This window comes from Nocardia sp. NPDC049190 (assembly GCF_040648115.1).
In the GTDB taxonomy this organism is placed as follows: Bacteria; Actinomycetota; Actinomycetes; order Mycobacteriales; family Mycobacteriaceae; genus Nocardia.
Window position 1 is genome coordinate 1 of record NZ_JBEZDE010000006.1, and the last position, 20,431, is coordinate 20,431.

At 65.7% G+C, this 20,431-nt stretch carries 22 protein-coding genes; 18 read left to right on the forward strand and 4 right to left on the reverse strand.

All coding sequences use genetic code 11. The features are described from left to right. Window positions 1-542: 542 nt before the first annotated feature. From AB0B25_RS07325 to AB0B25_RS07340, 4 genes are all read left to right on the forward strand, one after another. Window positions 543-1,073 (forward strand): DUF2599 domain-containing protein, encoded by a 531-nt coding sequence (locus tag AB0B25_RS07325; protein ID WP_357176039.1) that lies wholly within the window; start codon window positions 543-545, stop codon window positions 1,071-1,073. Window positions 1,074-1,106: 33 nt separating this feature from the next. Then, window positions 1,107-1,766, forward strand: a complete 660-nt coding sequence (locus tag AB0B25_RS07330) for an SDR family oxidoreductase (RefSeq protein WP_357176041.1) — start codon at window positions 1,107-1,109, stop codon at window positions 1,764-1,766. Window positions 1,767-1,829: 63 nt separating this feature from the next. Beyond that, window positions 1,830-2,132: a putative quinol monooxygenase gene (locus AB0B25_RS07335; protein ID WP_357176043.1), complete on the forward strand. Its 303-nt coding sequence runs from the start codon at window positions 1,830-1,832 to the stop codon at window positions 2,130-2,132. 354 nt (window positions 2,133-2,486) lie between these two features. Then, window positions 2,487-2,654, forward strand: coding sequence for a hypothetical protein (locus AB0B25_RS07340; protein WP_357176045.1), 168 nt, complete (start codon window positions 2,487-2,489; stop codon window positions 2,652-2,654). Window positions 2,655-2,896: 242 nt separating this feature from the next. Here the strand turns inward: AB0B25_RS07340 and AB0B25_RS07345 are convergent, their stop codons facing one another. Both AB0B25_RS07345 and AB0B25_RS07350 read right to left on the reverse strand, forming a co-directional pair. After that, window positions 2,897-3,784, reverse strand: coding sequence for a helix-turn-helix transcriptional regulator (locus tag AB0B25_RS07345; protein WP_357075686.1), 888 nt, complete (start codon window positions 3,782-3,784; stop codon window positions 2,897-2,899). 89 nt (window positions 3,785-3,873) lie between these two features. Continuing rightward, entirely contained in the window at window positions 3,874-4,095 is a 222-nt protein-coding gene (locus tag AB0B25_RS07350) for a DUF397 domain-containing protein (protein ID WP_357176046.1), read from the reverse strand. 324 nt (window positions 4,096-4,419) lie between these two features. Between AB0B25_RS07350 and AB0B25_RS07355 the strand changes: the two genes are divergently transcribed. The 4 genes from AB0B25_RS07355 (at window position 4,420) to AB0B25_RS07370 (ending at window position 7,706) form a co-directional block, all read left to right on the forward strand. Further along, window positions 4,420-5,217, forward strand: a complete 798-nt coding sequence (locus AB0B25_RS07355; RefSeq protein ID WP_357176048.1) for an SAM-dependent methyltransferase — start codon at window positions 4,420-4,422, stop codon at window positions 5,215-5,217. Window positions 5,218-5,438: 221 nt separating this feature from the next. Then, on the forward strand, window positions 5,439-5,681 hold the full coding sequence (locus AB0B25_RS07360; protein ID WP_357176050.1) for a hypothetical protein: 243 nt from the start codon (window positions 5,439-5,441) through the stop codon (window positions 5,679-5,681). 227 nt (window positions 5,682-5,908) lie between these two features. Then, window positions 5,909-7,201, forward strand: coding sequence for a helix-turn-helix domain-containing protein (locus AB0B25_RS07365; RefSeq protein WP_357176052.1), 1,293 nt, complete (start codon window positions 5,909-5,911; stop codon window positions 7,199-7,201). 70 nt (window positions 7,202-7,271) lie between these two features. Then, complete coding sequence (locus tag AB0B25_RS07370; RefSeq protein WP_357176054.1) at window positions 7,272-7,706, forward strand: CBS domain-containing protein; 435 nt, start codon at window positions 7,272-7,274, stop codon at window positions 7,704-7,706. Here AB0B25_RS07370 and AB0B25_RS07375 read toward each other — a convergent pair. Next, complete coding sequence (locus AB0B25_RS07375; RefSeq protein ID WP_357176056.1) at window positions 7,703-8,134, reverse strand: pyridoxamine 5'-phosphate oxidase family protein; 432 nt, start codon at window positions 8,132-8,134, stop codon at window positions 7,703-7,705. The genes AB0B25_RS07370 and AB0B25_RS07375 overlap by 4 nt on opposite strands. A gap of 204 nt (window positions 8,135-8,338) precedes the next feature. Between AB0B25_RS07375 and AB0B25_RS07380 the strand changes: the two genes are divergently transcribed. The 4 genes from AB0B25_RS07380 to AB0B25_RS07395 are packed head-to-tail and all read left to right on the forward strand — an operon-like array spanning window position 8,339 to window position 13,696. Then, complete coding sequence (locus tag AB0B25_RS07380) at window positions 8,339-9,556, forward strand: aminotransferase class V-fold PLP-dependent enzyme (protein WP_357176058.1); 1,218 nt, start codon at window positions 8,339-8,341, stop codon at window positions 9,554-9,556. After that, window positions 9,553-10,842 (forward strand): heavy-metal-associated domain-containing protein, encoded by a 1,290-nt coding sequence (locus AB0B25_RS07385; protein WP_357176060.1) that lies wholly within the window; start codon window positions 9,553-9,555, stop codon window positions 10,840-10,842. Before AB0B25_RS07380 ends, AB0B25_RS07385 begins: the two co-directional genes overlap by 4 nt. After that, window positions 10,839-12,371 (forward strand): alanine racemase, encoded by a 1,533-nt coding sequence (locus tag AB0B25_RS07390; RefSeq protein ID WP_357176062.1) that lies wholly within the window; start codon window positions 10,839-10,841, stop codon window positions 12,369-12,371. The genes AB0B25_RS07385 and AB0B25_RS07390 overlap by 4 nt, the downstream gene beginning before the upstream one ends. Next, window positions 12,371-13,696, forward strand: a complete 1,326-nt coding sequence (locus tag AB0B25_RS07395; RefSeq protein WP_357176063.1) for a pyridoxal-phosphate dependent enzyme — start codon at window positions 12,371-12,373, stop codon at window positions 13,694-13,696. Before AB0B25_RS07390 ends, AB0B25_RS07395 begins: the two co-directional genes overlap by 1 nt. Window positions 13,697-13,706: 10 nt before the next feature. Here the strand turns inward: AB0B25_RS07395 and AB0B25_RS07400 are convergent, their stop codons facing one another. Next, complete coding sequence (locus AB0B25_RS07400; protein ID WP_357176065.1) at window positions 13,707-15,203, reverse strand: condensation domain-containing protein; 1,497 nt, start codon at window positions 15,201-15,203, stop codon at window positions 13,707-13,709. Window positions 15,204-15,381: 178 nt separating this feature from the next. On the opposite strand from AB0B25_RS07400, the gene AB0B25_RS07405 reads away from it, so the two are divergent. The 6 genes from AB0B25_RS07405 to ligD all read left to right on the forward strand — a co-directional run bounded on the left by AB0B25_RS07405 (window position 15,382) and on the right by ligD (window position 20,425). Further along, window positions 15,382-16,008: a TetR/AcrR family transcriptional regulator gene (locus AB0B25_RS07405; protein ID WP_357176067.1), complete on the forward strand. Its 627-nt coding sequence runs from the start codon at window positions 15,382-15,384 to the stop codon at window positions 16,006-16,008. Window positions 16,009-16,411: 403 nt separating this feature from the next. Further along, window positions 16,412-16,645 (forward strand): hypothetical protein, encoded by a 234-nt coding sequence (locus AB0B25_RS07410; RefSeq protein WP_357176069.1) that lies wholly within the window; start codon window positions 16,412-16,414, stop codon window positions 16,643-16,645. A gap of 19 nt (window positions 16,646-16,664) precedes the next feature. After that, window positions 16,665-17,765, forward strand: coding sequence for an SPFH domain-containing protein (locus AB0B25_RS07415; protein ID WP_357075644.1), 1,101 nt, complete (start codon window positions 16,665-16,667; stop codon window positions 17,763-17,765). Window positions 17,766-17,799: 34 nt separating this feature from the next. After that, on the forward strand, window positions 17,800-18,204 hold the full coding sequence (locus AB0B25_RS07420) for a cold shock domain-containing protein (protein WP_357176071.1): 405 nt from the start codon (window positions 17,800-17,802) through the stop codon (window positions 18,202-18,204). Window positions 18,205-18,341: 137 nt separating this feature from the next. Beyond that, window positions 18,342-19,427 (forward strand): ATP-dependent DNA ligase, encoded by a 1,086-nt coding sequence (locus AB0B25_RS07425; protein WP_357176073.1) that lies wholly within the window; start codon window positions 18,342-18,344, stop codon window positions 19,425-19,427. Continuing rightward, window positions 19,424-20,425, forward strand: coding sequence for a non-homologous end-joining DNA ligase (ligD, locus tag AB0B25_RS07430; protein ID WP_357176075.1), 1,002 nt, complete (start codon window positions 19,424-19,426; stop codon window positions 20,423-20,425). The genes AB0B25_RS07425 and ligD overlap by 4 nt, the downstream gene beginning before the upstream one ends. Window positions 20,426-20,431: the final 6 nt, after the last annotated feature.

Sequence of the window (20,431 nt, forward strand, 5' to 3'; positions counted from 1 at the left end):
CACCACGTGGTCATCGACATGGACGTACAGTGCGGTCAGGAGGGTATCGAGGTCTGTCTTCACAAACCGACGTCGATACCCTCCGCCATGCCAAAACTCGAGCCCTCACGCCCCGAACCGATTAGGAATCACTCGTCTAGGACACCGAGGCCCCGACACAGCGGATCAGCGTCTACTTCGATGGGCCCACCCCGCACGATGCGCTCGTTCTCGAGTACGCGGCCACTCGGACCGAGGCCTGTGAATTCACCGCCGCCGCCGTGCATGCCGGTCTGTCCGTCAGCGTGGACGCCTGGCGCGTCCCGACCTGCGCAGGATTCCCTGCCGATCGCTCTGGCACTGAATACGACGAATTCACGCTCCTGCCCGACCGCTGTCGATCCCGCGCCATGGTCTGTGAGTAACCGCCCACCGACCATCCCTTCCGGAAGTCGGCACCGGAAGCCGGCACACTCGATGCCCCGATCCTCGCCGAGGCCGCCCGTGCTCGCTAGGCTCGAGGGGCACACAGCGGTGCCGAGGAGAACACAGGAGGTTCGACAGTGGCGCAGCGGTACCCGCACCGGGACGGCGTACGGCACCGCGCCGCCGCTTGGTTGTCCCTCGCGCTACTGTCCGTGCCCTGCGTCGCTTGCGGTTCCGACCAGCCTTCCGCCGGTACCCACACAACGGCCAGCCCGGTCACGACCGCACCACCGCGCAGTACGTCGACGTCCCTGGCGTCCACTCCGTCGGAGGCCGTGCCGTCCGTCGACCCTTATGCGGGACTGCCGCTGATCGACCACGTCACGTGGACCGAGGCGGTCGACGGACCGAGGCTGCTCGTGTTTCCCAGTTCCGCCGGGCGCCAGACCACCGTCCCGAGCTCGGACGAACGCGCCTGGCGCGAGGTACTCGCACAATCGGCGGACGCCGACGCCCCCGGCATGCACGACCAGTTCATCTGCCATTGGGCCTGGGCACGGCTGGTGCAGCCGACCAAGTCCAGCTGGAATCTGGAACCCTGGCGTCCGGCGGTCGGCTACCAGGCCACCGTCGAAGCACGCTGCAATCCCGGTGGTCCCGAACGCTGAATACGGCGACCGCCCGACCGGAAGGACCGACTCATGCGCGTCGTCATCGCAGGCGGACACGGGAAGATCGCACTACTGCTCGCCCGATCGCTCACTTCTGCCGGTGACGAGGTCGCCGCACTCATCCGCAATCCCGACCATGCCGCCGACGTACAGGCAGCAGGCGCCGAACCGATCCTCTTCGACCTGGAGAACACCGAGACCGACGGCCTCGTCGCCGTCGTAAAGGGCTCCGATGCTGTGGTCTTCGCGGCCGGGGCCGGACAGGGCAGCGGCGTGGCCCGCAAGTACACCGTGGACTCGGGTGGTTCCGTGCGGTTGGCCGAGGCCGCCGAGCGGGGAGGCACACAGCGTTTCCTGCAGATCTCCACCATGGGCGCCGGCCAGCCGCCCGCGCCGGGCAGCGACGAGGTGTGGACGGCCTACATCGACGCGAAGACCCAGGCCGAGAACGACCTGCGGGCACGGAATCTGAACTGGACGATCCTGCGGCCGGGCCGTCTGATCGACACGGCCGGCACCGGACTGGTGACGCTGGCCTCTCCCCCTGTCGGCCGCGGCGACGTACCCCGCGCCGATGTGGCCGCCGTTCTGACCGCGCTGCTGCCCGCGGCACACACTTTCGGCATGACAGTGGAGCTCGTCTCCGGAAGCACTCCGATTAGCCAGGCGATTGCGCAGCTGTCCGATTGAACGAAAGCGAACACCACCGCAGCCCCGGCCGCTCGACGCCACCGTCACGATGGGAGAACGACCGTGTTCAGTCGTATCGTCTCGATGAAGATCCGCCCCGGCTCGCGCGCGGAGTTCCTCGCGGCCATCTCCCGGAGCGCGGACGCCGCGGTCCGGACCGAGCCGGGATGTCTGCGCTTCGACATCTGCGCAGATCGGGTCGACCCACACCGGTTCTTCCTCTACCAGCTGTATACCGATGACGAGGCAGCGGAAGCGCATCGCTTCACCGAGCATTTCCTGGCCTGGCGTGCCGCGGCGGACCAATTCGTGGAGCCAGGTACGCAGATCGATTACAGCACGGACGTGTTATTCGGACGGGAATGAAAGCACGCGCGCGAGCAGTGCCTCCGCAAACTCACAGACGCCAAAAGCGTAGCGCGACCATGCAATCGATCGTGCAGATGTGCTTGCATCTGAAAGGTACAGCGACCTAGACTCAGTCGGCAACGCTTTACTGGGGACAAGCAGGGGAGGCCGCATGGCCAGCCGAACGCCGAAGTCACCACTTGCTCGCCACTGCCACACAGTAGGGGCATTCGAATGAAACAATCACTGACTGGTGGCCGGCTCGGATTAGCCGATGCCACATCGACTGATCAGCTGGCGAACGGTGGAGGAATGAGCACACCGTCGGCCCGGAGCGGCCCAATCACTACCGCATTCTCGCGGGAAACTGCCGTGGCGTACGTCATCGATGCGGTCGAATCCACCGGTGCGGCGACACGGGATGATTTCGATATCGAGCGAATCGTCACCACCGTGCACGCTATGGCCGACGATTGGGATTTCACCACTTTACAGCGCGCAACATTCTGGCGGATCACCTCCAGCTGTATCAGGCTGTAATTCCGCCTCGCGCTCGATGCCCGGCGCTATGCCCACAAGCACCGCGCCACGAAGACGCCTTCGGTATGGTGCCGTGCCACCATATGGCGCTGGACGTATCCACCGACCACCGAACCAGGGTTTGATCGACTGAAATCGAGTAACCGCTGTAACGCGAGGTAGCGACCGACAATTGAGCCGTAGTTGCCTCGTGTCATCACCTGTTCAGCGACAGCCCCGGTGGATCGGGCCCATCGACGAACTCAGAGTCCGGCAGCGTACTTGTCGATGATCGCGATCGACTTGTCCGGACGCTCGGCCTGGACGCTGAGCCGGTCCATTACCGACAAGTACAGCGCCAAGTCCTGCCGCCGATCCAGATACAGCGCGCTGGTCAGGTGCTCGAGGTAGACGATGTCAGGCAGCTCCGGCTCGGCGAAACGCAAAATGCTGAACGAACTGCCCGCCGCGGCATGCTCACCGGCGGAATAGGGCAGTACCTGGATCGTCACGTTCGGCAACTTGGCGAGTGTGATCAGATGCTGCATCTGTTCGCGGTGCACCTGCGCGCCACCCACGGGCCGATGCAACGCGGCCTCATCGATCACCGCCCAGACGATCGGCGGATCCGATCGGAACAAGATCTCCTGCCTGCGTTGCCGCACCGCAACTCGCCGATCCGTATCGGCGTCCTCGTATCCGAGGGCCACCACAGCCCTGGCGTATTCGGGTGTTTGGAGCAGTCCGGGGACGAGATGCGCCTCGTAGGTGCGAATCTTGTTGGCGGCCTGCTCCAAACCGAGGTAGGTACCGAACCACTGCGGCAGCAGGTCGCTGTACCGATGCCACCAGCCCGGCTCGTTGGCCTGCCTGGCCAATTCGAGGAACGATTCGCGTTCCTTTGCGTCGAGGACCCCGTAGAGGGTCAGCAGGTCACGGATATCGCGTTCCTTGAAACCGGTGCGGCCCAACTCGAGTCGACTGATCTTGGCGTGTGAACCCCGGATCGCATCACCCGCCGCCTCGCGCGTGATGCCTCTGTTCTCCCTGAGCTTGCGCAACTGGCCGCCCAGTGCGATGCGTAGCACGGTCGGACCACGTTCCGCGACAACAGATTGCACATGACCATCGTCATCGGGTTCAGCGATCATCGAGTTCGTCTCCGATACTCCGGGGTTGCCCACAGCGTGTCACAACCACCTGTCGTGAAACACACCGCACCGACCGCCAATGCTACCGCTCAGCTAGTCAAATAGTCGAACTCCCCGGCCTTCGCGCCGCGGACGAACGCATCGATCTCCGGGCGCGTGTAGAAGATCACGCCACCCTCCGGGTTGCGCGAGTTCCGTACTGCCACCTGGCCATTGGCGGCTTCGGCGACCTCGACACAGTTGCCGCTCGGATTACTGAAGGAACTCTTGCGCCAAGTTCCGATGATCTCGTTGACAGATGTATCCGACATCTTCCCCACTCCTCGGTTACCGCAGTTCGACGAATCGGTTCGTGCAGATGCACGCTCAAACGTTCTTGCATTTGCACCCACACCCGGACGATAGCACGAAGTTCGCCCTCGCGCGTTCGGCGATCCGGACCGCTCGATCGCGAGTGTGAAACACGATAGAGTCGACGCCGAAATCCCGTGATCAGCTCGACAATCTCTCCGGCCACTGACGCACGAATCTTGTACTGTCACAGTGCACATCGGATGCACCAGCCATTCGCGACACTCGCGGCGCGACACCCGCACGGCCGTGTCATGGACCCGTTTCACTGAGGAGCCCTACCCATGCCCGAAGACCACAGCCCCTTGATCCGGACCGACATCCCGCACTCCGCGCGGATCTGGAACTACTGGATGGGCGGCAAGGATTACTACGAAATCGATCGCGTCGCCGGAGACGCCGGGATCGAAGTCGATCCCGACATCACCACCATGGCAGTGCAATCCCGCCAGTTCCTCATCCGTGCCGTGCGCTATCTTGCCGGCGAGCAGGGCATCCGGCAGTTCCTCGACATCGGGACCGGCCTGCCCACTATGCAGAACACGCACGAGGTCGCGCAAAGCGTCGCGCCCGAAGCCAAGATCGTCTATGTGGACAACGATCCGTTGGTGCTCACCCACGCCAGAGCACTACTGACCAGCACGACCCCGGAGGGTGTTACCACCTACATCGATGCCGATTACCACGATCCGGAACGCATCATCTCCGACGCCAAGAATGTCTTGAACTTCACGCAGCCGATCGCCGTCATGTTCATGGGTGTGCTCGGCCACGCCAAGACCTACGACGACTTGTTGCGCATCGTGCGGACCGTGCTGGATTCGGTGCCGGCGGGCAGCTTCCTGGTGATGTGGGACGGCACCGACGACAGCAAGGACTACGTCACGCTGTGTGAGAACTACACCGGCACCGGCGGCACACCCTATGTGCCGCGCCCTCGCGCCCAGATCGAAGCGGTCTTCGACGGGCTGGAGCTGGTTGACCCAGGCGTCGTCTCCATCACCCAGTGGCGCACCGACCAGACCCAGATAGGCGAGAACCGCCCGATCTCCGCCTACGGCGCGGTTGCCCGCAAGCCGTAACCCCCCTAGACGTCAAATCTCAAGCGGCACAGCGACGGTCGCACGACCCGAAGTCGGCGACCGCCGCGCCGATTCTCCCGACCGATCGTGCAAATGTACTTGCATCTGTAAGCGACAGAGGCATAGACTCATACTCGAAATCGGGGAGGTACGCAGGGAGTTCGCGCCGGCGTCACCATCACATCGCCTCCCCACCACATGCACACGCGAGGGGTAGTCGAATGAGCCAACCATTCCTAGCTCCCCGCCGGGTTACCGTCCTCGAGGGCACTGGAGCCGGCGCCGAACTACTGCGCCGATGCCCGCCGCCGGAATACCCGATGTCCGATTGCGGAGTCGAGCCGCCCGGCCTCACCTACCGGCAGGCCCGGGACATCCTCTACGCCCATGAGGTTCACGGCCCGCAGTGCAGGCAGTGGCTGGCGGCCGCCGCCTATCTGTCAGCCGGCTTGGACGACGAATAACACACCGAATCGATTGGCGCACACAGTTGTTCGCCCCAGCCCGAGGGCAGTTTCATCATCGGACGCATCCGCAAGGGTCCCCGTCGTGAGCGGGTCATCGCACAATGCGCCAGACCCGCAATCGATCTCGCCGATCACTCGCCACATACACGACCCTTTCGTATAGTGATCCGATCGACTCGGGCGCAGCACTCGCACGCTCGACGTGGCATGGGAGCGAACTCGGCATGACCTTCTCCACGCTGGATCTGTCCACAGATTCCGACTCGGCACTCGAAATCGGCGGACAGCCGGCGTCCGCGCCACTACGCAATACCGATCACGTCGCCTCGCACATGCTCGGATACTTCGAGACCTGCCTGGCCCCCTGCCGCACACTCCCCGGCGAGCACTCGCGCGGAGAAATCACCGAATTCGCCCGCGGCTGCCTCGGCCTCGTCGCCGAGATGTTGGACCGGCGCGCCGTTCCGGATGGTGAGCAACTCGGCGCGATGCGCGAATCGGCGTCCCAGTGGGTTCGGGAGGGCGTACCGCTGAGCACCATCCTGCGCGCCTACCACGAAGGAGTACGCATCGCGTTCGGTCTGGTCACCGCACACGCCGAGGCCGATGACGTCAACGAGGTGCTGATCGCCACCGATCTCGTGCTCGAGCTGCTGGAAGCGATCACCGCAGCGGTATCCGAAGCTTATGTCGACGAGCAGTATTCGGTCGCGCGGGAACACCAGACGGCAGCGCAGACACTGGCCTCTGCACTGTTGAGCGGACGGGGAACTTCGGCGCTGGCACGACAGACGGGCATCCCGATCGCGGGGTCCTATCAGGTGATCGCCCTCGCGATCCCGGAGCATCCGGACGAGCGCGACCCGCAGGTCGACACGAATGTTGCCGCACGCCGCACGTTGCGCAGGCTGCAGTCCGGGCTGGCCACGGTGTTCGCCTCCCGCGCACTGGCCCTGCTCAGCACGAAGGGCGGCACGCTGCTGATTCCGCTGGGCGCGGACACCGAAGCCACCGTCGGGGGTGCGACACTCGATCTCTTGACCGAGGCCGCGGAGGTCCCGCTCACCGCGACCGTCGTGACCAGTGACACCGACCGGATTCCCGAATCCGCCGACCAGGCCCATGAGCTGCTCAATCTGGTCCAGATCGGTAGCCGACCGCCCGGTCTCTATCAGATGGCGGACCTGGCCGTCGAATATCAGCTCACCCGTGGCGGCCCGGCGACCCGGCGGATCGCCACCATTCTCGGTCCGCTCGACGCCCATCCCGAACTGTTCGAGACCATGCGCGCCTACCTCGGCAACGATATGAACCGTCGACTCACCGCGCGCCAGCTCTACGTGCATCCCAATACCGTCGACTACCGGCTGCGCCGCATCACCCAGCTGACCTCCCTCGATCTGGCGACCTCGGCGGGAATCTCGCAGGCTGCGATCGCACTGCTCGCCCGTGACCTGGACCGCAGCGTCGCACGGCCGGTGCGGGCTGCCCGGCCCGTGACCGATCCGTGGCCGTAACGGATTCGTGCTGGTCACCGCACGGCGAACTTGCGATCCTGATAGTGTCGCGACGTCTGGATGGTGAAATATGCGAATTTCGGAGATCCTGCGTAGAAAGGGTAGCGACGTTGCCACCGTCGCCACCGACACAACGGTACGCACGCTGCTCGCCGCACTGGCCGAGCGCAATATCGGCGCGGTCGTCGTCTCCCCGGACGGGAACGCGATCGCGGGCATCGTTTCCGAGCGCGACGTGGTGCGCAACCTGTATGCCCGCGGCGCGGGCCTGCTGGACACCCCCGTCTCGGAGATCATGACGTCCGATGTACGCACCTGCGCGCTCGACGATACGGTCGACGGCCTGCGCCGCATCATGACCGAACACCGTATCCGGCACCTGCCCGTCGTGCACGAGGGGAGGCTGGTCGGCATCGTCAGCATCGGCGATGTGGTGAAAAGCGCGATCTCGGAGCTGGCAACCGAGCGCCAACACCTCGTCGAGTACCTGCAGGGCCGGTACTAGAACTCGCTGAGGTCGCCCAGATCGGCCGAGAGCCAGTGCTCCGGCCGCAGGTAGACCGCTACCTGCTCACCGTATGCCTCGGCGGCCTTCAGATAGGCGTCGACCGATTCCGCGGGCAGATACCGCGCGACCATCTCACGGTGCATCTCGTCGGTCGCCGACGCGACACGGATGACCGGGCCCTCCACGCTCACATAACGGACGGTCGGCTCCACCTGCTGCACCATGAGAGTGAACCGACCGGCTTCCCGGATAAGGCGCATCTTCTGCGACTCCGGGCCGGTGAGCACCCATACCTCGCCGCCGGGGCGGTACTGATACCAGATCGGGACAGCGAGCGGGCCACGTCCGGCTCCCGCCGACACCGACAGTGCCGCGATGTGCGGCCGCGCGAAGAATTCTTGACGCTCGTCCGAGGTCAGTGGCATGACCACCAGGCTAGCGCTCGAAAGCCGTTGTCCACGACAAAACTTCGAAGTCCGTACCGAAAATGCGTATCGTGGGTGACGTCCAGCGGATCCGGCGAAGGGAGCGTCACGTTGGGCTTCCCCGCCCCGAGGTCGCGTGTGCCGCGGGCAGAGGTCACACGGGCAGAGGTCACACGGGCAGAGGTCACACGGCCTTCGGCACTCGTGCCCAGTTCGGTGCGCGAACTGTTCCCCGCGCTGACCGATGCCACCGAGGTCTACCTCGACAGCGCCGCCACCACGCAGAAACCGCTACCGGTCATCGAGACCATCCACCGCTATCACAGCGCACAGACCGCCAACGCGGGGCGCGGTACCTACCCGTGGGCGACCGGACTGTCCGCGCGGATCGCCCACGTCCGGGAGCACGCCGCGACGTTCATCGGTGCCGAGCACGCCGACGAGGTGGTTTTCACCAGCGGAGCCACTGCCGGGCTCAATGCCGTCGCACTGTCATGGGGCATGGCCGACCTCGGCGATGGTGACGAAATCCTCTACAACGCGACCGATCATGCGTCGAATGTGTATCCGTGGCACCATCTGCGCGGATTGCTCGCGCGCTTCGGGCGCCGTATCGCGCTGGTTCCCTACCGAGTGACCGGCACGGGAGAGGCGGACACCGCCGATATCCTGGCCAAGATCACTCCGCGGACCAGGCTGATCACGACCAGTCATCTACACCATGTCTTCGGCGGCCGCACCACGCTGGAAGAATTGCGCGGGCACATCGATCCCGCCATTCTGCTGTGCTTCGACTGCTCGCAGAGCGGTGGGCATCTTCCGGTCGACGTGACCGAACTCGGTGCGGACTTCGCGATCTTCGCCGCGCACAAAATGTTCGGCATGCCGGGAACCGGAATCCTCTACTGCCGCAGACGCGTGCACGACAGGCTGGTCCCGTTCCTGCCGGGCGGCGCCTCCGGGGTGCGCCTGAGCATGGGCGGCCTGTTTCCCGAGGCGATGCCCGAACTACTCGAGGGCGGCACCCCCAACATCCCCGGCATCCTCGCGCTCGGCAGCGCGCTGGACGTGCTGGAATCTCTCGACATCAGTGCGATCGCGGCACACAACCGGAACCTGACGCTGCGCCTGATCGATGGCCTGCGACCGCTCCGAGGGCTGAATTTCCTGCCCGGGCCGGCGCACGCCGACTGCGCCGTCGGGTACGGGATCGTCTCTTTCACGCTTGACGGAATCTCGACCACCGATCTGGGATTCGTATTGAGCGAGTTGGGATTCCTGGTCCGTACCGGCGCGCATTGCACCCCCGCGGTAGTCGAGGAGGCCGACTCGGTGCGGGTGAGTACGCACATCTACAACACCCTCGACGAGATCGACCGATTCACCACTTGCGTCAACAAGATCGCCGAGGAGGTCACGTGACGATCGATACCCCGCGCTACGACCGGCGGGCCGCGTCCCAGGTGTTGGCGGGACTGGCGCAGCCGGGGCTGTTCACCGCACCGCTGCCGCCGCCTACCCAGCCGCGCCGGTTCGAATTCACCTGCGCCGCACTGCCCGCAGAGTCGGGCAGCCACCTCACCTACTCGCAGCGTCTGTATCTGGAGCGGTTCATGCGGCCGTGCCGCGCGGACCAGGTGACCAGCGCCTCCCATCGGATCGCGTGGACCGACAGCGACGGCATCCCGAACACGGGACACTTCCGGGCCGACGGGCTCGGGCCGTTGGTGCCGATCGCCACGCGCGAAGCCGTGCTAGCGCTCTGGCACGCGATCGACGCGAATCCCACCTTCTTCGAACGTGTTTCGGCGCTGCGCCCGAGCGATCGCGCGGTGCTGGCCGGCACTACCACCGATCACGATCCGCTGGACATCGTGCGGGTCGGCATCGAGTCGGCCGGGCGCGTGCTGGCGCAGCACGCGCTGCTCGCCAGGCAGACCCCGTATCGCGATGCCGCCGAGTTCGCCAAGGGAATACAGGATTCCGGACTGTTCGCGGCGGTGGCAACGCGCTGGTTCTGGGAGTTGCAGGCGTCCACCTATCGGCGCGGCATGATCCCGGTGACGCTCGTTGCCCAGCCCAACGGCGCCGTGCGCTACTCGGCGGAGACAGTGGCGACCCTGCGCGCGATGAAAGACGCCACCATCGTCGACGCGCACACTGTGATGTGCCGCGCCACCACCGTCGAGGGGCTCTCGATCCCAGACGCGCTCGCCAAGTACCACGACGATCTCGATCTGATCTCACGTCAGTACGCGTTGCTGCCCGCGGGCACCCGCCCCGCCTGTCTCGCCGCGATGCCGCACCAGATGAACGGCGAACACTACAGCATCCTGCCCGCTGTAATCGACCGGTTCGTCGCGACATTCATCGAGATCACCGAACGCTGCGAGATCGTCCAGGTGAGCGCCGAGCTCGACGGGGCGGTCGCGGACCGCGCCGCCACCGCTGAGGATCAGGTGTTCTCCGTGCCCGACATGACCTGTCAGCACTGTGTCCGCACGATCGGCGGAGTGCTCGCGTCGATGAACATCCGCGTGCTCGACATCGACCTGATCACCAAGCGGGTGGTCGCCGAATTCCGTAGCCCGCGCAACCGGGCACGAGCGTTCGAGGCGATCCGGGACGGCGGCTACAACCCCGTCGCTGTGCAGCCGGAGACCTCGGCACGGCAAGTCGCCACAGAGCCGTCGGAAACCGCGGTATGACGGGTCCGTACCCGGCGCTCCCGGCGAAGCTGCATCCGCTGGTTTCCGCCTTCCTCGACACTCCGGACGCCGTGGCGCAGACGCTCACCCGGTTCGGCTCCCCCGCACACCTGGTGTTCCCGCAAGTGTTCGCGGAGAACCTCACGAGTCTGCGCGACGTGCTCGACCGCCGCGCGCCACGACACCGGATCTGCTACGCGCACAAAGTCAATCAGTCCCGCGCGTTGGTTCGGACCGCCGAGCAGGCGGGTATCGCCATCGACGTCGCCTCGGCGCACGAGCTGGCCAGCGCCGCCGGTGCGGGGTTCGACCCGCCGCGCATCGAGGTGACCGGGCCGAAAGGCGAAGCCTTCCTGCGTGACCTCATCGACCACGGGGCGACCATCAACGTGGACAACCTATGGGAACTGCGCCGGACCGCCGAGCTGGCCGGGGACTCACCAGTGCCTGTGCTGCTTCGGGTCGCCGGGTTCGGCGCCGGTCAGGTGAGTCGGTTCGGCGTGCCGCTCGCGCACACCCGGCAGGCGCTGGACCTGCTGACGGAACACCGCGAGCGCATCGAGTTCCTCGGCTTCGCTTTCCACCTCGACTCCGGTGACCTCGGTGAGCGGGTCCGCGCGATCGACGCCTGCCTGGTATTGGTCGAGCGGGCTTACGATCGCGGGCTCGCACCGTCGGTGCTCGACATCGGCGGTGGATTCCGCCAGGTGTTCACCGCCGACGCCGCGCAGTTCGACACTTATGTGCTCGCACTGCGCGAGTCGCTACTCGGCCGCGGCGAGCCGATGAGCTGGGGCAGCAACACCTTCGGATACCACATCACCGGTAGCGCCGTGCACGGTACGCCGGTGTTCCACAAGTACGCCAACACCGTGCCGGCGAGCACGATGCTCGCTGATCTGCTCGATGCGCCGCTGCAGGCGCACGGCGGGCGCACGGTGGCACAGGTCGCCGGCGACAATCTGCTCGAGCTGTGGCTGGAGCCGGGGAAGTCGCTGGTCGACCACGCGGGCGTCACGGTGGCCTCGGTCGAGTTCGTCAAGCAGACTTCCGACGGCAGTGTGCTGGTGAATGTGGACCTCAGCCGCGATTCGGTGACACCTGCCGACCAGGAGGTCATGGTTGATCCGATCGTCCTGCCCCGCGTGGTGCGCCAGGCTGCGTCCGCCGGGTCGGATCCGGCGCAGGGCAGTACCGAATCCGAGCCGGTCGGCGTGTATTTCGCGGGGCAGCTGTGCCTGGAACGTGACCTGATCACCAATCACAAGGTATGGCTGCCCGCCCCGCCGCGGCCGGGCGATCCGATCGTCTTCCCGAACACCGCCGCCTACCACATGGATCTGTCCGCGGCATCGGCCTCGATGCACCCACCGCCGGGGAAACTCGCCGTCACCTACGACGCCGGCGCCTTCCAGGTCATCCGCGACGCCGACTACGAACCACCCGCCGCCCTCGACCATGCGCACTGCGCGATTCCACACCTTGGCCACCGTCCCACGCGGCCGGTCCGATCCGTCGAGACTCCCTGATGCGCTACGAACACATCACCGAACTCATCGGCAACACGCCCCTGTTGCGCCTCGATCCCACGGTGCACGGGCTGGCGAACGTCGAACTCTACGCGAAACTGGAGTCGCACAACCCGTTCGGCTCGGTCAAAGACCGGGTGGCCTGGGGCATGATCCGCGACGACCTGGCCGACATCGGCGCGGGCCGACAGACCCTCATCGAGGCATCCAGCGGGAACACCGCCAAAGCGTTGCGCATCCTCGGCGCGGTATACGGCATCGGTCTGCGCGCGGTCACCAATCGGATCAAAGTGGCCGAGGTCCGCGATCTCCTACAGCTGTTCGGCACCGAGATCGTAGAACTGCCGGGCCTGTCCGAATGCCCCGACCCGACCACGCCGAACGATGTCTACTCGGTCATCGAGACGACCATGGCACAACAGCCCGGTGTCTATCGCCATCTGTCGCAGTACACCAACGAGAAGAATGTGGAGGCGCACTATTCCGGTACCGGCCGGGAGATCTACGACGACCTCGCCGCCGACGGCATCACCAGGGTCGACTATCTGATCGGAGGGCTCGGTACCACCGGATCCACCCGAGGCACCGCCACTTACCTACGCAAGCACAATCCCGAACTGCGCACCATCGCGGTGGTGTCCGAGCGGTCGGACTTCATCCCCGGTATTCGGTCCGAAAGCGAGATGTGGGATGTCGGGTTGTTCCAACCCGATTTCTACGATCGGATCATCACGGTAGCGGCCGGCGACGCGGTGGACGCGACACTACGGCTCGCCAGCGGATATGGGGTCCTTGCCGGGCCGACCAGCGGCGCAGCCTACGCCGCTGCGCTGGACACGCTCGGCGCACCGGACCATTCGGCGATCGACCCGAGCGATCCGATCATCGCCGTGTTCATCGTCTGCGACCGGCTCGAGCCGTACCTGTCGTATATCAAGAAGCGCAGACCCGATCTGTTCGACCGCGCGGGCGGGGACGCGGCGCCGACTGCTGTCGAGCTGGACGCCACACCCAGACTGTCGCCCGAGCAACTCGTCGAGCTGGACCGGACCGGCCGACCGACCATCGTCGACACGCGTGGCGCGATGGCCTTCCGCATCGGGCACGTGCCCGGCGCACTGAACATCCGCGACGACCAGCTCGACGAGATGTTCACCCACGGCATCCCGTTCCCCCGGTCGCGACCGGTGGTCTTCGTCTGTCCGGTGGGCGAGTTGTCGCTGCGGTTCGCCGCCCGCGCCCATCGAGCGGGATATGACGCCGCCAGCCTGGACGGCGGCATCGTGGCCTGGCGTGACGCAGGTCTGCCCCTGGAACGCGGCTGAGCCCTGCCGGCTACCCAACCGGAGTGGTGCAGTGCCGGATGTTCGCCAGCAGCGGCGCGAGCGGACCGCGGTATCCGGTGGCGAACAATTCGACTGTCGCCGAGAACAATTCGACAAACGCCACTGCTGTGTCGTGCTCGAACAGTGCAGTCGGGTAGATGAAGGCGCCGTCGACGCCCGCGGGCCTGCCCACCCGGTCGTAGCGTTCGACCAGGCCGAACTCGAGATCGTGCTTGGCGCGGATCACGCCGGTGTCGATCTCGGCGACGGTCAGGTCGCCGCCGGTGTGCGCGGGCTGTGCGGCCGCGCCGCGCTGGAGAATCAGCGTCGCTTGGAACAGTGGGCAGGCCGCGTCCTGGAGCAGGCAGCGCTTCAGCCGAGTGTTCGGCGTATCGGGGTTGGCGAACGCCGCCAGCGCGACCCTGCGTACCTGATCGAGCAGGTCGTCCACGTCCGTGGCACGGTCGAGACGGACCCGCATCAGCACGTCATCGGAGAAGTTTCCGACCAGATCATCCAGTAGGCGGTGCCCCCGCCCCGACACCGCGGTGGCCACCGTGACATCGTCGCTGCGGGAGAAGGCTCCGACCGCCACCGCGAACGCAGCCTGCAGCACCATGAAAATACTGGCTTGCGCCGCCGTGGCCCGGTTGAGCAGCCCGCGGTGCACGCCGGCGCCGAACGCGACCGGAAGGAAGGCGCCGGCGGAATCCGCCCGCCGGTCCGGACGTACTCGGGCACAGGGGAATTCGAGCACCGCAGGCCGCCCGGCCAGAACGTTGGCCCAGTACCGCAGCTGCTGGGTGGCCCGACTCCACTCGTCCGCATAGTCGCCGAGCTGGGCATGCTTCCACAGCGTGTAGTCGATATAGTCGACCGGTAACGGCGTCCACCCAGGCGCGACGCCAGCCCGCCTGGCCAGATAGGCGGTGACGAGGTCTCGCAGCAGCGGACCTACAGAGCGGCCGTCGATCGAGATGTGGTGGACGACCAGCACCAGCACGACATCGTGCGGCCCGAGCACACACAGCCGCGCCCGCAGCGGTTGGTCGGTCGCCAGATCGAATTCGTTCGCCGCGAATTCCGCGATGTATTTCGGTAATTCATCCTCGGTGACCATGCAGACCTCAGGCCGCACCCAGGCATCGAGTACCGGAACGACCACCTGGGCCGGACCCGCCCCGGTCTCCGGATAGCGGGTGCGCAATGGCTCGTGCCGGGCGACGACATCGCGGATCGCCGCGACGAGCGCCCCGACCTCCAGCGCTGGACCGCACATCCGCACCGCGCGAGCCACATTCCAGTCACTCGAGCTACCCGCGCGCGCGGCGTGCCACATCCGTTCCTGTGCGGGCGCGAGCGGCACGTACGCCGGACGCGGGCGACGGGCGAGCACGACTGGACGCTGCCGCGGTGGGAGATTGAGGACCGCAGGTCGTCGGTCGCTGGTCGGAGCCACCCCCAGCCCGCCGCCGACGGTGCGGCCTCCCGCAGTGGAGTCGTTCACGCGTTGTAATCCTCCACCGCAGAAACACCGATCAAGCCGGCAGCGTATCCGGCTCGGGTAAACATACAGTTACCATCCCGTAATCGTCCAGCATTTGTTTCGGCAAGACCATGGCGTCCGTACAGGTTCCAGGCCGGTCCCGGATACGTGCGCAGACACCAGGCACTATCGTTGGGCGGTGCAGACAGACCAGGAATCAGAGGGCGACTCAGGCCCACGGATCTGGGGTGGAACCACGCTCACCGAGCGGAGGGAGGCGCGCCGGGCAGCGCTGCTGGAGGCCGCGCTCGATCTGATCGGCGAGGCAGGCGCGAGCGGGGTCACCATGCGCGCGGTATGCCGACGAGCCAATCTCACCGACCGCTACTTCTACGAGAGCTTCACCAGCCGCGACGAACTGCTCGATGTGCTCTACCGTCAGATCGCCGACGAGTTCCTCGCACCGATGACCGCCTTCACCGCCACCGACGACCGGTCGCGCGACCGTGAACTGTCGGAGATCTTGGTGGACGCAGTGCTCGCCGACCCGCGCAAGTCGCGACTGTTCTTGGTCGAGCCGTACTCCAGCACCGGCCTCGGCCAGACCACCATCGCGGTGATGCCGGTGTTCACTCGAATCATGCAGGACCACTTGTTCGGCCACATCGACGACCCGGTCCGGCGCAGGCTTGCCGCGGTGACGATGGCCAGCGGCAACGCCGGTATGTTCGCGGCGTGGCTGAACGGCTCGCTGCGCGCCACCCGGGACCAGATTGTCGACCACTGTGTCGCGATGCTCACCGCGTATCGCTCGCTGTACCGCTGACCGCACGCCTCCCGACACCGATTTCGACCGCGACCGGGTCGCCTCGTACCAACAACTCGGACGCCGGTATTTCCGCCCGGAAATTGCGTGACCCGCCCTCGCGAGGGTGCCGCGAAGGTCCGGTGTACTACCGTGAACTCCTGTGCCCCAATGAGATCGGTGCCACCCCCGCCGGCCGCCACCAGCTGCGGCCGGACGCTCGTACAGCCGTTCGCGAGTTCGCCGATGGACTCCGGTCCCGCCCGACGCCGCACACTCCGAACTCACCACAGCAATACGCACGGGCACGGCTGGATCGCCCAGAACAGGAAAACGCTACCGTCGCGGATCTTTCCGTGTCGAATGTGGTGAGTGCGCACGGGCAGAGACCGACGATCCGGCAGTCCATACAGGAGATCGCGAGATGACCGACCCCATAGTGGGTTTGACAGGTACGCTCACATCGCCGATCCGGGGAGCCGGGACACTCGGTGAGGTCTTGGTCGCGATTCGAGGGGGAACCGAGCTGTATCTCGCACAAGCCGTCGAGCCGATATCGGCTGGATCGGCCGTGCTGGTCATCGCGGTCCATCCGGGACGCGTCGTCGATGTCGTCCCATGGATTCCGCTCGACACGGAATCCGCCGAGGAAATCTGAAACAGTAAGGGAGACAGACGTGCTGGGTTATCACGTTCCGGACCCGGACGAGGCGATGTTGGTCAGCGGCGGCACGAGCCGGGACAACGCGCCGTTCAAGGTGATCATCGGACGCGGCGCTTGGGTGATTCCGCTGTTCCGCAAGGTGAGCTACCTGTCGCTGGCGATGTTCGAGGCCGAGATCAAAGAGCGCTGTGTCACCAAGCAGGCGATCCAGCTCGACGTTCGTGCGGTGATCGCGTTCAAGGTCGCCAACGACACCCCCTCCATCGTGAACGCGGCGCAGCGCTTTCTCTCCGAGCAGGAGCGAGAGATGTCGGTGCTGACCGGACGCATCTTCTCCGGGCACCTGCGATCGATCGTCGGTTCGATGACCGTCGAGGAGATCATCCGGGAACGCCAGAGACTCGCGGACGAGGTGCTCGTCGCGTCGAAAGTGGAGATGAGCAATATCGGCCTGTGGGTCGACTCCTTCCAGATCCAGTCCATCGACGACGGGAACCTCGGCTATATCGCCGCACTGGCCGCGCCGCACAATGCCGCGGTACAGCGCGATGCGCAGATCGCGCAATCGCAGGCGGCGCAGGTGTCGGCGCAGGCCGAACAGGAATCCCAGCGCAGGCAGGCGGAGTACCAGCGCGAGACCGCGATCCTGCGTGCGCAATACCAGCGCGATATCGACAAGGCGAATGCCGAGGCGGCTCAGGCCGGGCCGCTCGCCGAGGCGATGGCACTGCAAGAGGTGCTCACCGCTCAGGCCGAGCAGGCACGCAAAGCGGCCGAACTGCGCGAACAGCAACTGCAGGCCGAGGTCGTGAAACCCGCTCTAGCCGAGGCGGATCGGGTGCGCATCCTGGCCGAGGCGGAGGCCGACCGGACCAGGATCCAGGCCGAGGCGGCCGCGTCGAACAACCGGATCGCGCTGGATCAATTGTTGATCGAACAACTTCCGGAAATCGTCAAGCAGGCCTCGAACGGCCTGGCGAACGCGAATCTCACCGTACTCAATGGACCGGATGGCGTGAGTGAACTGGTGAACGGAATGGTCGGGCAGGGGCTGACCGTGTTCAATTCGCTGCAAAAGGCCCTAACCCCCAACGACAGGGAAGATGCGGGTTAAAGTAGCCGGGTATCGACTGCGGCGAGGAGCGGGTGTGGTGGTGTCCATCGGGAAATTGGTGTCGTTCGACAGCTCTCGGGGATTTGGTTTCATTCGGCCGGAAGATGGCGGGCCTGACGTGTTTGTCCACGTCAATGACATCGGACTGGACGAGGACGAGTTGCGCCAGGGACGGGTGTTCGAATTCGACGTGACCGAAGGCGACCGCGGACCCAAGGCGGTCAATCTCAGCGCGGTCGGCGGCCAGCCCGCTCCTGCGGCTCCCCGGTCCAAGGGGAAGGAAAGAGCGGGCTCGGGACAGCTCACGATCGCCGAACACAAGCGCCTGATCACCGAGTTGCTTCTGGACGCGAGCCCGGCGCTCACGGCCGGTGAGATCCTCACCATCCGGGATCGGCTCACCGCCTTCGCCGACCAACACGGCTGGCTGGAGAACTGAGCCGGAGCGCGAACACGCCGAAGTCCACGAGCTTGTCGGGGGGGCCACCTACCATCGACCGAAGCCGCGCCACGTACCGATGAGTTTGCGCCGTGGGTGACGTCGGTACGGGTGACGATCGACCCGAGGAGGTTCGCGTGGACTTACCGGTGATGCCGCCCGTCCGGCCGATGTTGGCCAAATCCGTGCCCGCGGTGCCACGCGAGCCGGGCCTGAGCTACGAACCGAAGTGGGACGGTTTCCGCTGTGTTGTGTTCCGCGACGGTGCCGACGTCGAGTTGGGCTCGCGCAACGATCGCCCGCTGACCAGGTACTTTCCCGAGGTCGCCGCGCTACTGAAGCTGGCGCTCCCGGACCGGTGCGTAGTGGACGGCGAAATAGTGGTGGTCACCGAGCATGGTCTCGACTTCGACACCCTGCAGAACCGCCTGCACCCGGCTGCGTCCCGGGTCGACAAACTGGCGGTGGAGACACCGGCCAGCTTCGTCGCCTTCGACCTGCTCGCACTCGGCGACAAGGATCTGACCGGTGCGCCGTTCGCCGAGCGGAGGCGATTGTTGGAGACGATCCTGGACACCGAGCTCGCCCGGGTCCATCTGACCCCACTCACCCATGACCCCGATGTCGCCGAAGACTGGTTCACCCGGTTTGAAGGTGCCGGATTCGACGGCGTCATGGTCAAGTCCGACGAGCTGGCCTACCTGCAGGACAAGCGGGTGATGCTCAAGGTCAAGCATGAGCGCACCGCCGACTGTGTGGTGGCGGGGTTTCGCTGGCACAAGGACGGTCAGGGCGTGGGTTCGCTGCTACTGGGGCTCTTCGACGACCAGGGCGCCATGCACCATGTCGGCGTGGCCAGCAGCTTCACCGCGGCGCGACGTAAAGAGCTGGTCGAAGAATTGGCTCCGCTGCGGGAGAACGCGCTGAACAACCACCCGTGGCGGGCTTGGGCCGACGCCGCGGCACAGGCGACGGCAGGGGGCAAGATGCCGGGCGGGGTGAGCCGTTGGACCGGCGGCAAGGACTTGTCCTGGGAGGCGCTGCGGCCGGAACTGGTCGCCGAGGTCCGCTACGAGCACGTGCAGTCGGGCAGGCTGCGCCACGGCGGCAGACTGGTGCGCTTTCGCACCGACCGAACTCCCGAATCGTGCACCTATGCGCAACTCGACGAAGTCGCGCCCGCGGAATTGAGTGCCCTGTTCAGCGAAAGCGCGGCACGATGAGCGAGTCGGTCGATCTCGAGGTCGACGGCAGAACTGTCACGATCAGCAATCCGGACAAGGTCTATTTCACCAAACGCGGCGAGACGAAACTCGATCTGGTGCATTACTACCAGGCGATCGCCGAGCCGTTCCTGAACGTGGTCGGCGGGCGCCCGCTGCTGCTGGAGCGTTATCCCGATGGTGCGTCCGGCAAATCGTGGTTCCAGAAGCGGGTGCCGAAATCCGCGCCGGACTGGTTGCGCACCGTAGAGGTGTCCACGCCGAACGGCACGACAAGCGATGCCCTCGTCGCGCACGATCTCGCTCATATCCTGTGGGCGGTCAACCAAGGCTGCCTCGGATTCCATGTCTGGCCCAATCGCGCCGATAATCTCGAGATCGCCGACGAGTTGCGCATCGATCTCGATCCTTCCCCGGGTATCACGTTCGAGGATCTCAAGCACGCCGCGGTGCTCACCAGAGATCTGTTCGGCGAATTCGACATCGAATCGCGAATCAAGACCTCCGGTTCGCGCGGGTTACACATCTATGTGGCGCTGGAACCGAAATGGGACGGCTACCAGGTGCGTGCGGCTGCGGTCGCGCTGGCCCGTGAACTGGAACGCAGGCACCCGGAGGAGATCACCGCACAGTGGTGGAAGGAAGAACGCGGCAATCGCGTGTTCGTCGACTTCAACCAGAACGCACCGCATAAAACGGTATTCGGCGCCTGGTGTGCCCGGCCGAAAGTCGGTGCGCAGGTGTCGACGCCGATCACCTGGTCGGCTCTGGATTCGGTCGTTCCCGATGAACTGACCATCGCCACCGTGCCGGCCCGCTACGCCGAATTCGGCGACCCGTGGGCCGACCGCGCACCGCAGTCCCTCACCCCGCTGCTGGAAATGTCCGAACGCGACATGGCCGCGGGCCTGATGGACGCTCCCTGGCCGCCGCAGTACCCGAAGATGCCGAACGAGCCGCCCCGCGTCCAGCCGAGCCGCGCCAAGAAGCCGGACTAGCGCACC